Below are 15,976 nucleotides of genomic sequence, written 5' to 3' on the forward strand. Positions count from 1 at the left end.
TGTATCTTTCCTTTATCTATTTTAGAATCCTAATTTCAAGCTCAACGTATAAGTCTTGGACAATGGATAAGAAGGTGCATTAGTAGCTCTTGCCTCCGGATCACCCCACAAATAAGGTGTAATAGTCCACAAATTATATCCTGCAAAAGCCAACTGACATGTATTCAGTCCAAGTTTCTTCATTAATGGGAAGTGAAAATTGTATGCCACCTGAAGAGTTTTCAAACGCAAGTATTTGGCATCTTTCTCATATAAAGTGGAAGTAGCATAATTATTCTTTGCATTATCAATGGTAGCTCTCGGATACTCCGAAGATTGTGACGGATTTTCCGGTGTCCATGTATGATCTAAATGGTATGCCAACAATCCTCCCTGCTCGCTATTGGAAGATGAATAAAACGGTTGACGAAATACATCCGAAATCATACGACTTACATTCCAGGCCCCTGTCCATTGAGTACTTATTTCCAAATTCTTCCAACTGAATCCTAAATTAATACCTAGCATATATTCAGGATCGTCTGTAAAGCCATAGTCATAACTTGCATCATTTGCATCAATCTTACGGTCACCATTCAAGTCAACATATACTGCATCTCCATTTTGAAGAATACTCTCGTGAGTGGGGAACGGACGATTAAATGTCTGCTCATATAGTGCAGGTGTATCCTCATCATAGAAGCGCCAGAAAACATATTGACTACGCGAACCGATACGGTGTCCCTTCTGATATTGATATAAATTATTCTGCGGGGCTTCCTTCTTTTCAAGAATCTCATTCTGATTATAAGAAAGGTTAATACCCGCCCAATAACGGAAATTATCGCCAATCTTATCGTTCCATTTTAAAGAAAGTTCCCAGCCCCAACTGTCTACACTTCCTAAATTTGAATAGGGAGTAATGAACCCTAACATTCCCGGAGCTGTACCGTCACGCAAAAGGATGTCATTACGACGTTCTTTATAATATTCAAAGGTTGTTTTCAGACGGTCATCAAGGAAGTTAATATCAACACCATAGTTCCGTTTCAGAGCTTTTTCCCATGTCACAGCAGCATTATTCTTAGCTACCTCACGTGCCCCTAGACTAACAGTACCATTATCTGTACCGAATCCATATCCCCAAGCGTTAGTCGCTCCTCCACTTGCTGTTACACGATTCGCCAAATCACCTAAACCGACATTATATGGATCAGCCATATACATAAATCGCGATCCCCCAATATTATCGTTACCTACTAAACCGACACTGGCACGTAATTTCAAAAAGCTAACCACCGACTTCAAAGGACGGAAAAACTTCTCTTCACTCATCACCCAACCTATAGAACCAGCCGGGAAATAAGAAAAGCGCAAATCGGACGCAAAGTTTTCCGAACCGTTATACCCCACATTAAACTCTGCCATATAGCGGCTCTTCCAATCATAAGTGACACGTCCGACTAATCCGACATATCCATGAGGAATGTCCGAATATACTTTCGGATAATATTCTTTCTGTTGATTATATAAGAATAAAGCTGTCACTGTATGATCACCAAAAGTACGATTATAATTAAAGCTGGCTTCCATATACCAATTACGCGCTTTACCTGTAGTATACGAATACTTCACATCCGTATTCTCTCCAAACTTACGATAAGCAATACTACCGTCATCCATCAATACAGGAGTGTATGTAGCAATAGACCCACCAGAACCTACTTTATTAACTGTAAATGAGCTGTTATAAGATCCTTTCACTTTAAAAGAAAGTCCTTTAGTCAAAAAGTCCATTTTTTGATCCAGAATCACATCTACATTCAGCGAATTGTTACTGGTCTGGCTGAATCCATTTCCATAATATCCCATACCTGTACCTCCAGTAAATGGTAATTTCAGCCCGTCCGAATAAGTCTCATCGCTCGAATTTACTAATTTTCCGTCTATGATTCCCGGACTGGAGAAAGGAGTAGCATAATACATATTTTTAATCAATCCGGAAGATCCCTGACTCGTACGCGGTTGATCTGAATTATTCACATTACCACTAATATTGAATGACAAAGTAGTCGTTTTAGTGACATCCATATCCAAGTTTGTACGATAGTTAAACCGACGGTACTGATAGCTTAAATTATAAGGAAGATCAAACTCACTAAAAAGTCCTCCTTGCGTATAAGCACCTGCAGAGATGAAATAACGTACTTTATCTGTTCCTCCCGAGATGTTCAGATTATGCTGGCTCTGAAGCGTAGAGCTTTTCATAATATAGTCAGCCCATTGTATATTTGGGAAACGAATAGGATCGGAACCATCTGCAAATTTTTGAATCACTCCATCACTAAATAAGGCAGATTTGCCATCACCGGACATCATTTGATTATGAAAACGGGCATAGTCATAGGAACTTGCCTGTTCTACCATTTTTGTAGGCATCAATACAGAAGCAGAAGTAGTAAACGAAATTTTCGCCTTTCCTTCCTTTCCTCGTTTAGTTGTAATCAAAATGACCCCGTTTGCTCCACGAATACCAAATACGGCTGTTGCCGAAGCATCTTTCAAGATAGAAATGGATTCAATTTCATTCGGGTCGATATCACTCATACTTTCACGATCCACACCGTCTACCTGAATTAACGGTGAAGAATTTTCCCAAGTAGCTTTACCACGAATAAAAATTTCAGCGGCATCCGCTCCCGGCTCACCGGAATATTGTACGGTAGTCAAACCTGTCATCTGCCCTCCTAATACATTGGAAACCGAACCTACAGATACACGGGTCAATTCTTCTCCCTTCACACTGGCGATAGCTCCTGTCATAGTCACTTTCTTCTGCGTGCCATAAGCTACAATCTCCACCTCTTCAAGAGCAGTCACATCCTCTACTAGGATGATTTTCATATCATTTTTTGCTACAACTGTTTTATCAGTATAACCTATAAAAGATACTTTCAGTTTAGTACCGGGACGTACATTTATTCTAAATACACCGTCAATGTCGGTAATTGTACCGTTAGATGTTCCTTCCGCAAGTACACTTGCTCCAATTATCGGTTCGCCTTGGCTATCTACTACTGTTCCTTTTATAGTACTTTGCTGCTGTACAACTTCGATGGCTGCCGAAGCTGTTTGCAATCCCCATGCAGGTGCAAAAGTTGCTATAGTGAAAAACAGAGCGACAGGTAAGGTTGTCCCCTTTATAAAGTTTTTCTTATTCATATATGTATATGTTCATGATATAAGTATAGTTGACGGACTTTATATACCGTCATGTTTATTTTAGAATGCGAGCATCATACGGAAATAGCCGGCGCATGAAGCACGTTCACAAGTGACGTGAAAGCTTCCATTTCCCATGCTATGTGTCCATTGATTGACTGCAGAACGCTGTGTACTACTCCAATAGTGCCCAGCAGCCTTGTTATTTACAGGTAGATCAGAAGTAACCATCTTATCACCATTTACTTTCTGAAGACTACTATTAATACCACTCATATTCTTGGCAACCTGATCCCAGCACATCACAGAAGGTAGATACCAAGGAGTTACACCAGAAGGAACGGCTTCTGCCTTACGATAAGCCATGATATAGTCATAAACATAATCACAAGTAGATATACTACCCATTCCTTCGTAACACATAGTAAGTATTTTTGTGTTATTATACCCCATCAATGCGGGAAAAACCTTTGATGCATCATTTTTGTTAACATCCCTCTCGGTGTTACAACCTACAAACTTATCCTTCCAATCTTCATCTGAATTAAACCAATCTGAGTAATAACCAGCCTTACTAGAATGAAACATTTGCAAGGCAATATCGTTTTGTTCATCATCTTTTACCAATGAGTTCTTTGTAGATAATACTATCCCATGCGTACAAGCGGGGAAGTCACGACGCAAAGCATCAATCTCAGCAGAATAAAGTTCGGGATGTGTTACACTGGGCTGTGAATTACCCACATAACAAACAATACCAATCACATTCTCCGGCACCGCCTCCGCATCTACAGAAACTATTTTTCCGTCCGCACAAAAATAATCCCCTACCTGCAAAGTATGGTTAATCTTACTCTTATCTTCGATGGTATACATCTTCGCTGTTCCTCCTTCCAAGGTACCTTTAGCTTCATATTCCATTTCACTTACTCCTACATAAGTCCCCTTTATGGAGAATTCCTTATTCGGATTAACCAAAAAACGGTATGTATTTGTACTTTCCTGATAATAAGGAGTTGCTTGAGTATTGTTCACTGTAAACGAACCGGCAGCCAAAGGTAACAGATAATCATCTATACCACCATTTGTAAAGCTATAGGTCAAATTAGGCATCTTTACTACCGCAAGAGCCATCCGATGTTGCATAGTAAAAGCGATCTGCCCTTTCAAACGATCCCCCTGAACACTACCCGTACTGGTCATCAAATCATATTGTGTATAATTTCCTTCATTTTGTTCACTGCCTATTTTCCAATTGTTGACGTATGTTTCAAAAGGATCCACCTTCGTCGGATCAAAAGTCACATTCGCATTATACGGATAGTATGCATAAAAAGTCATCCGCTGAAATTGTGAACCTTTGTATTCAATAGGATCCCCTCCATCAGTCAATTCCCAATAGCCATCTGTCAGTGTGAATTTCCGATTCTTGATATCCTCTACCACCGTTTCTCCTCTTACCGCAAATATACCGATAGCATCTCCGTTAGAAAATCGGGTAGTATATCCATTCTCTGTAGCACGTGTCTTACCACTTTCGTCCATAAATCCTTCATCAGACACACTAATCTGAAATCCCTGCAAAGAATCCGGGGTTTCTCCGGTCAGTTCTTCATTTTGCGAGCAAGACGCAACTACGGCTGCGCCAGCCAGAAAAAGCATTGATATATAATTATATATTTTCATAAATCTCATGTTTATATTTTTAGCATTTTTATCTATATTAGATTGGTAAACAGATCACTTCACAACAGGCTGTGGAGTTACGGTTTCTTCTGTAATATTCCAACTAGGATTAGTTATCTCTGTTCCAGTTTCAGCTATACTCGGGTCGGATGTTATAGGATCGTGGTTTTCATCCTCCCATCCTATTATTTGCGTTTGTTCTGTAATTGTCAACACATAATTATTGTCCTCGTATTTATTTGTCTTGATGATGTAATTATAAGAAAATCCTGATTTCAATTCTGTCAAGTTAGCAAACTCGGCTTCATAAAGATAACCGTTCATTCTAGCTTGGATAGTTACTTTGCCTTGCACCTTCTGTGGCAGTAAAATAGCTTGTACTGTATAATTATCCTGCTCTCCTATTTTATCCCAATAAATATCATCTTTATCCGTAACAGGGTCTTCACTGACTGTTGTCTCCCCTGTTTTAGGATTAAATGTACCATTATTCTTAAGCCCAATAAGATAACAAGTTATATCTGCCAAGTCCACACCTTCGCCAGCTTGAAACTCCAATCTAATACGACTCATCACATGATTGAATGCTAATGTCACGTTCGGGGTTTGTGATGTAGCCTTCCCTTTGGCAAAAAGAAAATCTATCTTCGCACGTTCTTCTGCTGTAGCTTGATTTTCACTAGCTGTAGTCACTTCTAATGCAGGTTGTTCTTCACCTGATGTACCAGAAAATGGAGCGTATGCCACTACATCATACTCTCCGGAACCTAATACCCAAATTTCTTCTGCATTTCCTCCTTTTGCTGCAAAAAGACCATTGCCCTTGTATTTGTAATGAATATTCACTTGTTCCGTACCACAAGTGATTCCTACCGAGTCTTCTGCCTCCCAGTTTGTTTCCGTAGCTCTTGTAACAAGATTGCTAGCCTCATGATTGTTTATTACTGCACTAAAAGAAACTTTCGCTCCCGTATCACCGGTAAACTGAATATCAGTTTCTTTAATATCGTTGCTACATCCTGCTAAAAGTAGTAAGGCAACAGCAGTTGTGACATAGTTTTTTTTCATACCATGTTTTTTAAAGTTAAACATATTTTTGTTGATTAGTAAAATCGTCGTAAAGTAAAAAAGACAATGGCTGCATTCTTTTCCAACCAGTAATTGAAATAAATGAAGCCTTTTTTTTGTTGTTTTCCATATTCATTAGTTATATCTGTTAAGTTAAACAAAAGTTAGATTCTCTTTTTAAACATAACTTTTCACACTCTACCTGTGAAAAAGTGTTGCAAACATAACGACTTAATCAAGATATAGCAATGCAGAATCGTACAAATGCATGGAAAATACCGTCTTTTGCACGATATTCCATGCTGTGGGAGCGATTTTCGATTAGTCCCTAATGACTATGAACCTTTTTGTTTCTATTTTATTGTATGGAAAATAGTAATTTATAAACCTAAAAATGATATGGCGAATTTTTCAATTGTAGTTGTTCCAACTAAAAAATTATCAAATGGCAGACATCGAATAAGGATAGCCGTAGCACATCATTCTCAAACCAGATATATATCTACCCAATTTACTTTGGATTCTGCCAGTCAACTAAAAAATGGTCGAGTAGTAAGGCATGAGAATGCAGCGAATATGAATGCTTGTCTTCGGAAACTAATCAATGAGTATGAAGAAATTATTACATCGATCAGCTATTTACCAGCAATTTCATGTACCGAGCTTATACGTATAATTACTTATGAACAAAAGAAAAAAGGTATAACCTTTCAAGCTGTTGCAAAAGAATACATGAATTTCATGAAAGGAGAAGAGCGGGAGAAATCTTATAAACTTTATAAGATAGCTTCCGAAAGATTAGTCAAATATATGAAAGGGGATTTTCCTTTAATTCAATTGACACCTATACATATCCAAGAATTTGCCAAAGTTCTTCACGAGGAGAATCTGGCAGATACAACTATCAGAATATATCTGACTTTGATAAAGGTGATATTAAATTATGCCGGTAAGATGAATTATGTATCTTACTCCATTCATCCTTTTGTCCTCTTTAAGATGCCGGCAAGTAATGTGCGGGAACTTGATTTGTCAATAGATGAACTGAAGAGAATACGTGATGTCCGGCTTTTAAAGCCTTCTTTATCCATGGTGAGAGATATTTTTATGCTTACCTATTATTTAGGCGGTATCAACCTGAGAGATTTATTAGTATATGATTTTAAAAATAAGAACGATATGCGTTATGTGCGTCACAAAACACGTAATAGCAAGAAGGGAGAAAATGAAATTGTATTTACTTTGCAGCCTGAAGCAAAAGTGCTCATAGATAAATATATGTCGAGAAATGGGCATTTGCAGTTTGGTAAATATTCATCTTATAAACAAATATATAGTTTAGTCTTCCGACATATAAATAAGGTAACAGAACTTTCGGGGGTAAAGAAAAAGGTTACTTACTATTCCGCCCGAAAGACATTTGCACAACACGGATATGATTTAGGCATTCAAATTGAAAAAATAGAATACTGTATCGGACACAGTATGAAAAATAACCGTCCTATCTTTAATTATATTAAGATTATGCAAGAACATGCCGATAAGGTGTTCCGTGCCGTACTTGACCAATTGCTATAGTATAGATAGTTTTTCACTGCTATTTTTAGTTCCTTCTTTTGCTAATCGATTTCATTCCGATCGCTATCCTTTTTTCGTTCCACTATAGTTATCCGCAAAGTACACTATAGTTACCCTTGCGGATAACTATAGTCAAACGCAAAGATAACTATAGTGGAACGAAGAAAGATTCGCATACCGGATAACTCATAATAGGTAAAAAAGATATTAATGGTACTAATTGTTCAAATCTTATCCTCAATTGATTGCTAGCTGTATGTAGTCGTTTGATGCGCAGGTAGTTATGTTTAAAAAGAGAATCTAACTTTTGTTTAACTCTATAATAAATACGCTATGTAAATATATTAATATCATACAATATATTATACTACTAAACCTCTATAAAGTACTACGTTACAGGAATATCCATATAAAAAGAAACAAAGAGTCTTCATTAGAGGATAAAAAGATAAATCAACAATAAAGGATCTATAAACCAATATTTATAACTTAATAATTAAAGTATGAAAAGCAACCAAAAAGGTAATCACCTGTATGCCTATAAGGATACTATCCGACGGCTATTTCTTCTCACTTTGTTCTCCTTTTTAATAGTAGAATCTTATGCCCAGAATAAGACAATTTCGGGCACAGTTACAGATTTTACCGGAGAACCGGTTATTGGTGCCAGTGTGTTGGTTAATGGTACTACTAATGGTACAATTACTGATTTAAATGGCAAGTTTTCTCTTTCCAATGTACCAACCAAAGGTACAATCACTATCACTTATATAGGATATAAAAAACAAGAAGTATCCGTAGCAGGAAATACCAACTTTAAAATTACTCTTCAAGAAGATACCGAGACCTTAGACGAAGTAGTAGTTGTAGGCTATGGAGTACAGAAAAAAAGTGACGTAACCGGTGCTATGGCTCGCGTAGGTGAAAAAGAACTGAAAGCAATGCCTGTAAGAAATGCACTAGAAGGGATGCAAGGTAAAACAGCCGGTGTAGATATTACATCCAGTCAGCGTCCCGGAGAGGTGGGCAACATTAATATTCGTGGACAACGCTCTATTAATGCGGAACAGGGTCCACTGTATGTGGTAGACGGTATGGTAATTCAAAATGGAGGCATTGAAAATATCAATCCTTCCGACATTGAAGCTATTGACATTTTAAAAGATGCTTCAGCCACAGCTATTTATGGCTCACGTGGTGCCAACGGTGTGATTCTTGTAACTACCAAAAAAGGAAAAGAAGGTAAAGTGACCCTAAACTATTCCGGTACTGTCACTTTTGAAACGCTACACGATGTTACAGAAATGATGTCTGCCGCCGAATGGTTGGATTATGCCCGCTTAGCCAAATACAATGCAGGTTCTTATGCTTCTGCCACTCCAACTTATGAAGCCGATAAAGCTGCATTTGGTAGCGTAACTGCTTCATGGAAAAACATCGAAAAAGCATGGGTAAATGGAGTCTACGATCCATCTTTAGTAGGATCATATGACTGGGCTTCGCACGGTAAACAGACGGGGATCACTCACGAACATACCTTAAGTGCATCCGGAGGGTCTGACAAATTCCAAGGCTATGCCTCATTCGGTTATTTGGATCAGAAAGGTACACAACCAGGGCAAGCATATGAACGTTATACGTTAAAAACCTCATTTGATGTGACTCCTGTCAATTGGTTCAAAATGGGATCTTCAATTAATGCATCTTATTCCACTCAAGACTATGGATATAGTTTCTCCAAGTCTGTAACCGGTTCGGGTGATTTCTATAGCGCATTAAGAAGTATGATTCCGTGGACAGTACCTTATGACGAAAACGGTGAATATGTCCGTTATCCGAGTGGGGATGTAAATATCATCAACCCTATTCGTGAATTAGACTACAACACCAACCAACGCCGCACTTTCCGTGCTTCTGCCAGTTTGTATTCGCAAATTGATTTCGGTAAAATCTGGAAACCACTGGAAGGCTTATCTTATCGTCTTCAGTTTGGTCCTGAATTCCAATTCTACACTTTAGGAGTCGCTAATGCAGCAGATGGTATTAATGGAGATGGTAACAATGGCGCACAATACAAGAACGAACAAAAACGTGCATGGACATTGGATAACCTGATCTATTATAACAAAGCCCTGGGTCAACATAATTTAGGCATGACATTGATGCAATCCGCTTCTGCCTACCATTACGAGATGGGAGATATGAGAGCTACTAATGTAGCCTCATCAGATGAGCTCTGGTATAATATAGGATCTGCCGGTACACTAAACTCTTTTGGCACAGGTCTGACCGAGACTCAAATGGCATCTTATATGATTCGTCTAAACTATGGTTATAAAGATAAGTACTTATTGACAGCATCTATGCGTTGGGACGGCGCCTCTCAATTAGCCGAAGGGCACAAATGGGCAAGTTTCCCTTCTGCTGCTATCGCATGGAGAATGGATCAAGAAGATTTCCTGAAAGACATCAGTTGGCTGAATCAGTTGAAACTTCGTATAGGTATGGGTGTTACAGGTAATGCGGCAATCAAAGCATATGCAACTAAAGGCGCTATCACAGGCTTATACTATAACTGGGGACAGAATGAGTCATCCTTGGGCTATGTACCTTCAGATCCTTCACAGAAGGAACCCGCCAAAATGGCTAATCCAACTCTAGGCTGGGAAAGAACTACACAATACAATGTCGGTGTTGACTACGGTTTCTTTAATAACCGACTTACTGGTAGTATCGATGCATACAAAACGAAAACTGATGATTTGTTACTGGAAATGTCAATTCCTTCACTAACGGGCTATGTTTCTACTTATGCCAATGTAGGTAAAACATCCGGATATGGCATTGACCTACAAGTAAATGCAATACCTATACAAACAAAAGATTTTTCGTGGAGCACTACTTTAACATGGTCAATGGATAGAAACAGAATCGACGAATTGTCTAATGGTAGAACAGAAGATGTGAACAATAAATGGTTTGTCGGTGAGGAAATCGGTGTTTATTACGACTGGGTATATGATGGCATCTGGAAAACAGAAGAAGCTGAAGAAGCTGCCAAATACGGACGTAAACCGGGACAAATCAAAGTGAAAGATTTAAATAATGATGATACAATAGATGCCAATGACGATAAGAAAATTGTAGGGCATACACGTCCACGCTGGACAGGTGGCTGGAGTAACACTTTCAGCTATAAGAATTTTGAGCTATCCTTCTTTATTTTATCACGTTGGGGATTTACTGTTCCACAGGGAGCTGTTACTCTTGACGGTCGCTATATGCAACGTAAAATAGACTATTGGGTAGCCGGTACCAATGAGAATGCAAAATACTATTCACCCGGTTCCAACGGTGAAGGAGCCGATGCCTTTAACAGCGCAATGAACTATCAGGATGGCTCGTACATCAAAGTTCGTAATATCTCATTGGGTTATAACTTTACCCCACAACAATTAAAGAACTTGGGTATCAATAATTTGAAGCTATATGTTCAAGCCATGAATCCATTCAATATCTATAAAGCATGTGACTTTTTGGATACAGACTTGGTAAATTATGACAATAATACCAAAATATTTGGTTCACCTACCACTTTGAAGAGTTTTGTAATAGGTGTCAACATCGGATTCTAATAAACAAATTAAAGTAAAGACATTATGAAATTAAATAGAATATTATTTGCAGCTTTAATGGCCAGCGTAACAGGAAGCTCGATCACTTCATGCAGTGAATCTTTCCTTGATGAGAATTTAACAACTCAACATAGTACCGACCGCTTTAAGACACAAGAAGGTCTTGATGAATTAGTGACTGGAGCCTATCAGAAACTGAAATTCAAATTCAACTATATATGGGGGATTCAGTGCTACAACATGGGAGTGGATGAATTTACTGATGCTAATAATGTTATTCCAGCATGGAATCACTATAGTCAAGATTTAAATTCATCTGAAAATGCCGCTAACCAACCTATCTGGGACAATTACTACGGACTGGTTGAACCCGCAAACATATTGATCCAAAACATACCTCAATATTATAACCAAAGTTCACCCACATATAACACACGCTTGGGAGAAGCACACTTTCTAAGAGCCTATGCTTATTTTGAATTAGTGAAGCAATTTGGTGGTGTACCGTTGAAATTAGTTCCGTCTACAAGCGCGGAAACGTACTTCACACGGAATTCTGCTGAAGAAATATACACACAGGTTATAGCTGATTTTGGAGAAGCCTACAGACTACTTCCGGATAAAGGTGAATCAATCGGACGAATTAACAAATATGCTGCTGCCCATTTCCTTGCAAAAGCACATTTATTCCGTGCCTCCGAATTGTACAGCGATTGGAATAGTAATTATATAGCATCCGACCTCGATGCTGTTATTCAATATGGTTCGGAAGTTGTAGACGCACATCCGTTGTGTAATGATTATGTAGAACTTTGGGACTATGAACAGCCGAACGGAGCCAATGAAAAAGTAAGTGAAGTGATTCTAGCAGCTCAATTCTCTAATGATGAATCAACATGGGGACGTTATGGAAACCAGATGCATCTTTATTATCCGGCCGTATACCAAGGTAATGATATAGGTGGATGTAAACGTGACATCTCCGGAGGACGTGAATTCTCATACGTAAGTGCTACAGAGTATACCATGCAGGTATTTGACCGTGTCAATGACTCTCGTTTCTGGAAATCATTCATCACCTGTTATGGAGCCAACGAAACCAAAAGTGCTCCCACCTGGACAGCAGAAGATATGCCATACGCTCCGGCAGGTGTAAAAGAAGGTGACAAACGTTTCAGTGGAGGTGAACTCGGTATGAAATACATCGTGAATGACCCGGGAGACAATCGCTATGAGAAATATCCCAACGCTCCGGCATATACTGTTTTGAAAGATGGAAAAATGTGTAACACGTATACATATGTACGCTATTTCAAAGGACAGGAACACAGCTGGAATATAAATGAGAAAACAGGTAATTATTACGATATCATACCTCACAAGCGTTCAGTAGCTTTATCTAAATTCCGTGATGGTTATCGTGTTTCCATCGCATCTCAATTCGGTACTCGCGATGCTATCATCGCCCGTTCGGCAGATGATGTACTAATGGTTGCCGAAGCATATATTCGTAAAGGTGAAGCCAATTATGACAAAGCTGTCGAATGGATGAACAAACTACGTGAACGTGCCGGTTATAAAACTGGTGAAGACCGTAGTAAGAACGTAGATGGTGGACAAGCTTATAAGAATAATCCTTATTGTTCCGGGAAAGGAGGCGGTCACTCCTCCGAAGGTGCTATTTACTGGGAAGAAAACACCTATTATGAGTCAAACAATATCGAACAGGAGACTACTGCTTCTACCAAAACTACGATGAAATTAAATAGTGTGGCAGACGTTTATAACTCTACAGTCGACACTCCTATCTACAACGAACTGGGATGTACATCCAATGCTGACAAAATGATGTGCTTCCTATTAAATGAACGTACCCGTGAGCTTTGTGGCGAATTGCAACGCTGGGAAGATCTGGCACGTACCAAGACGTTAGACGCCCGCTGGCATAAATTCAACGACGGTGCCAGCAGAGGTCTTGGCGAATTCAAATCGGAGAAACATTACTATCGTCCGATCCCCCAAGCCTTCTTGGACGGTATCACCAATTCAAATGGTTCTGCACTAAGCAATGAAGAAAAGAAAGCAATGCAGAATCCGGGATATTAAGATAAACAACTAAACTTATTGCCACTTGGCACTCTTTGAAATAGTATTCCTAATCAAAGAGTAGCAAGTGGCAATATTATTTCTTATATTTCCGTTGTTTTTCACTTCGTCTTCCTCATAAACATCTTAATCTGTTCACTAATCTGCTCCATCCCCTTTATCGAAGGATGACCGCTCTTTTTGTCAATATCATGCAGTTCAATACAATCAATGTTATAGTGATTGCAGATAGCTCTGACTGATTCATTAAACTCTTCCTTTAAACCAGAGTTCAGCAGAAAGTAGATTTCAACATTAGGATAACGATCAATCATGTGGTCAAGCAGATATGCCATAGCCGGACGGAATGTATATAAATCTTCCTTGGTCCACCCTTCATACTTGTAATCCCCAAGCGGTGAGCCGGCCCAACAATCATTCGTTGCACCGAAAATAAAGATGATATCCGGACATCCCAGCTTATCCATACGGGTAATAAAAGAACGATCCGAATAATCAGCCTGATTATAACCGGTATTACAAATCGTTGCACCGGAAAAGGAGTTGTTGACACAAAGGCGGCAGTTATTCTCTTTGATGAATTTATGCCACCAGGTCTGCTTTACGGAAGTTACATCCGTTTGCTGTCGCGGAGAAACATAATACCAAATGCTATTGGTATCGGGTTGCAGGTATCCTTCAAATGTTGAATACGAATCGCCTAAAATAGATATAGATTTCAGGCTTTGAGCAAAGCTGATACTGCTATATAGAGTGATTAGCAGTAATAATAAAAGGATTTCTTCATCTTAGCATAAAGTTTTCAATTTTGCTGCTAAGATACTACATTATACTAAAATTATAGCATGAAATTTTCTACTACTTTCAGGAAAGGGTCATTTCCCTTTCCTATCATAAGTCACATTCTTTTCCACTACATTCTCTACATTATTCACTTTCTTCACGAACTCCTTTACCTCTCCTACTTTTACATCCCTAATCATTACATTCTTAGCCGGAAGTTTGGAGTTACCTTTCAGTTCGTAAATAGCATCTGCCGATTCACAAGTCACCTTATCCATATAAATACCATCAATACGAGTAATTCGTTCTTCATAAGTAGGTACCAGATCTTTCCATTGGTATAACACTTCGGTATCTATTTCGAGTACACGTTGAGCCGTTCCTGCCTTTACATTCTTCATATAAACATTCTCTATAAATCCACCTCTGCGATGATTGGTTTTCACAAAGAAAAGGCGCATCACAGAATTCGGAGCAGTACAGTCATGCATATAAATATTCCGTATTCCTCCCGATATTTCGCTTCCGATACCAAGTAAAGTATGTCCTTTTAGAATCTGACAATTACGGATAACGATGTTTTCACAAGGAGTATTCAACCGCCAAGCATCCTGATTACGTCCGGCTTTAATCACTACTGCATCATCCCCCTGATCGAAAGAGCAATCTTCCACTAAAAAGTTACGGCTCATTTCAAAATCAATACCGTCATTATTATGTCCGTGTGCTTTTACATCGAGATTACGCACTAATCCCCCGTCACACATATAGAGATGAATGGTCCAAAACGGACTTTCACAAATCTTAAACCCATCCAATAAAACATTCTTGCAACGATTGAAATGAATCAAATGCGGACGAAGATGGTTCTCCCCTATTGCCATCTGACGTTCGATCACAGGGATATTAGTCGAAGCTTTTGTATACAACTCCTTCAATGCTTCCAAATGAGACTGAGGACGTTTGAACCATACTTTCCAGGTATCCATCTTCGGCTGAAGAGTCCCTTTACCTGTAATCGCCACGTTCTCACATTCAAAAGCATAGAGTAATGGCGAATAATTATAACATTCCAAGCCTTCCCATGAAGTCATCACTGCCGGAAGATAATCAGAAGGATTATCCGTAAAATTCAAAACCGCATTCTCCTCCAAATAAAGATTCACATTACTTTTAAAATGAATGGGACCGGTCAGCCATGTACCTGCCGGAACAACAACACGTCCGCCACCGGATTGGTTACACGCTTCAATAGCACTAGTAATTGCTTTTGTATTATCTACTCTTCCTCCATTGACGGCACCGAAGTCTGTAATTATAAAGTCCTTATCAGGATAGATAAACACTTTAATAGGTTGCATCGGAAAAGGAGCGGTTACTTTAAGCACTTCATAGTTGCCATTTTTCGAAGTAAAAGAAGCGGCTAACAAATAAAAACAAGTACAAGTTATTAAACTTAGAAAATATCTTTTAATCATATCATTACTCTATTATCCAACATACCAAGATAAAACATTCTTAGCTATTTCACACTCTGAAAATCGGGAATTCGTTTCACATTAGCGCCTTTCATTACTCCCTTCTTTATTGCTTCATTTGTGGCAGTAATTTCTTGTTTTACTTTCTTATAATAATCTTTTGTTAACCCATTGGCTATGGCATCTGACTCTGTTGCCGCCCAGAAATATTGATAATCTGTCAATATCAGATCCGGTGCCACTTTTGCAAAAAAGACAGAATCTCCTTCAAATTTTTCACGTAAATCTCCTAAATAAATAGTATCCGCCGGATTTATTTTCTTATCATTTTGAGATTTATTACTCGAATTACCAACACAAGAAGCAATTAATATTCCTCCAATCAAAAAACAATAGTTCAACAGTCTCATAATAAATAATTTAATTGTAACATAATTCTTT

Annotated in this window: 9 protein-coding genes; 3 read left to right on the forward strand and 6 right to left on the reverse strand. The window is 38.6% G+C overall.

The window, feature by feature from the left end; genetic code table 11:
• Window positions 1–21 precede the first annotated feature (21 nt).
• Genes AB5217_RS06430 through AB5217_RS06440 form a run of 3 tightly spaced genes read right to left on the reverse strand, consistent with a single transcriptional unit; the run spans window position 22 to window position 5,955 of the window.
• Window positions 22–3,201, reverse strand: coding sequence for a SusC/RagA family TonB-linked outer membrane protein (locus AB5217_RS06430; protein WP_004312580.1), 3,180 nt, complete (start codon window positions 3,199–3,201; stop codon window positions 22–24).
• 60 nt (window positions 3,202–3,261) lie between these two features.
• The gene (locus AB5217_RS06435) at window positions 3,262–4,887 is read right to left on the reverse strand and encodes a fimbrillin family protein (RefSeq protein WP_032845772.1); all 1,626 of its coding nucleotides are present in this window, start codon (window positions 4,885–4,887) and stop codon (window positions 3,262–3,264) included.
• A 54-nt stretch (window positions 4,888–4,941) separates the two neighbouring features.
• The gene (locus tag AB5217_RS06440; RefSeq protein ID WP_157452186.1) at window positions 4,942–5,955 is read right to left on the reverse strand and encodes a fimbrillin family protein; all 1,014 of its coding nucleotides are present in this window, start codon (window positions 5,953–5,955) and stop codon (window positions 4,942–4,944) included.
• 399 nt (window positions 5,956–6,354) lie between these two features.
• On the opposite strand from AB5217_RS06440, the gene AB5217_RS06445 reads away from it, so the two are divergent.
• The 3 genes from AB5217_RS06445 (at window position 6,355) to AB5217_RS06455 (ending at window position 13,274) form a co-directional block, all read left to right on the forward strand.
• Window positions 6,355–7,533, forward strand: a complete 1,179-nt coding sequence (locus AB5217_RS06445; RefSeq protein WP_004323749.1) for a tyrosine-type recombinase/integrase — start codon at window positions 6,355–6,357, stop codon at window positions 7,531–7,533.
• A 503-nt stretch (window positions 7,534–8,036) separates the two neighbouring features.
• Entirely contained in the window at window positions 8,037–11,168 is a 3,132-nt protein-coding gene (locus AB5217_RS06450; protein WP_032847379.1) for a SusC/RagA family TonB-linked outer membrane protein, read from the forward strand.
• Window positions 11,169–11,192: 24 nt separating this feature from the next.
• On the forward strand, window positions 11,193–13,274 hold the full coding sequence (locus AB5217_RS06455; protein WP_032847382.1) for a RagB/SusD family nutrient uptake outer membrane protein: 2,082 nt from the start codon (window positions 11,193–11,195) through the stop codon (window positions 13,272–13,274).
• 101 nt (window positions 13,275–13,375) lie between these two features.
• On the opposite strand, the gene AB5217_RS06460 is transcribed toward AB5217_RS06455, so the two are convergent.
• From AB5217_RS06460 to AB5217_RS06470, 3 genes are all read right to left on the reverse strand, one after another.
• On the reverse strand, window positions 13,376–14,053 hold the full coding sequence (locus AB5217_RS06460; protein ID WP_032847384.1) for an SGNH/GDSL hydrolase family protein: 678 nt from the start codon (window positions 14,051–14,053) through the stop codon (window positions 13,376–13,378).
• Between the two features lie 96 nt (window positions 14,054–14,149).
• The gene (locus tag AB5217_RS06465; protein ID WP_004309137.1) at window positions 14,150–15,535 is read right to left on the reverse strand and encodes a glycoside hydrolase family 28 protein; all 1,386 of its coding nucleotides are present in this window, start codon (window positions 15,533–15,535) and stop codon (window positions 14,150–14,152) included.
• Between the two features lie 44 nt (window positions 15,536–15,579).
• Window positions 15,580–15,945, reverse strand: coding sequence for a hypothetical protein (locus tag AB5217_RS06470; protein ID WP_004301557.1), 366 nt, complete (start codon window positions 15,943–15,945; stop codon window positions 15,580–15,582).
• Window positions 15,946–15,976: the final 31 nt, after the last annotated feature.

Source organism: Bacteroides sp. MSSM.1001136sp1_RTP21357st2_D2_RTP21359_211015 (assembly GCF_040913205.1).
GTDB classification, from domain to species: Bacteria; Bacteroidota; Bacteroidia; order Bacteroidales; family Bacteroidaceae; genus Bacteroides; species Bacteroides ovatus.

Excerpts from the sequence above, each read along its gene's own strand:
- AB5217_RS06430 (WP_004312580.1), bottom strand. The coding sequence starts at position 3,201 with ATGAATAAGAAAAACTTTATAAAGGGGACAACCTTACCTGTCGCTCTG.
- AB5217_RS06440 (WP_157452186.1), bottom strand. The coding sequence starts at position 5,955 with ATGAAAAAAAACTATGTCACAACTGCTGTTGCCTTACTACTTTTAGCA.
- AB5217_RS06470 (WP_004301557.1), bottom strand. The coding sequence starts at position 15,945 with ATGAGACTGTTGAACTATTGTTTTTTGATTGGAGGAATATTAATTGCT.
- AB5217_RS06445 (WP_004323749.1), top strand. The coding sequence starts at position 6,355 with ATGGCGAATTTTTCAATTGTAGTTGTTCCAACTAAAAAATTATCAAAT.
- AB5217_RS06435 (WP_032845772.1), bottom strand. The coding sequence starts at position 4,887 with ATGAAAATATATAATTATATATCAATGCTTTTTCTGGCTGGCGCAGCC.
- AB5217_RS06465 (WP_004309137.1), bottom strand. The coding sequence starts at position 15,535 with ATGATTAAAAGATATTTTCTAAGTTTAATAACTTGTACTTGTTTTTAT.
- AB5217_RS06450 (WP_032847379.1), top strand. The coding sequence starts at position 8,037 with ATGAAAAGCAACCAAAAAGGTAATCACCTGTATGCCTATAAGGATACT.
- AB5217_RS06455 (WP_032847382.1), top strand. The coding sequence starts at position 11,193 with ATGAAATTAAATAGAATATTATTTGCAGCTTTAATGGCCAGCGTAACA.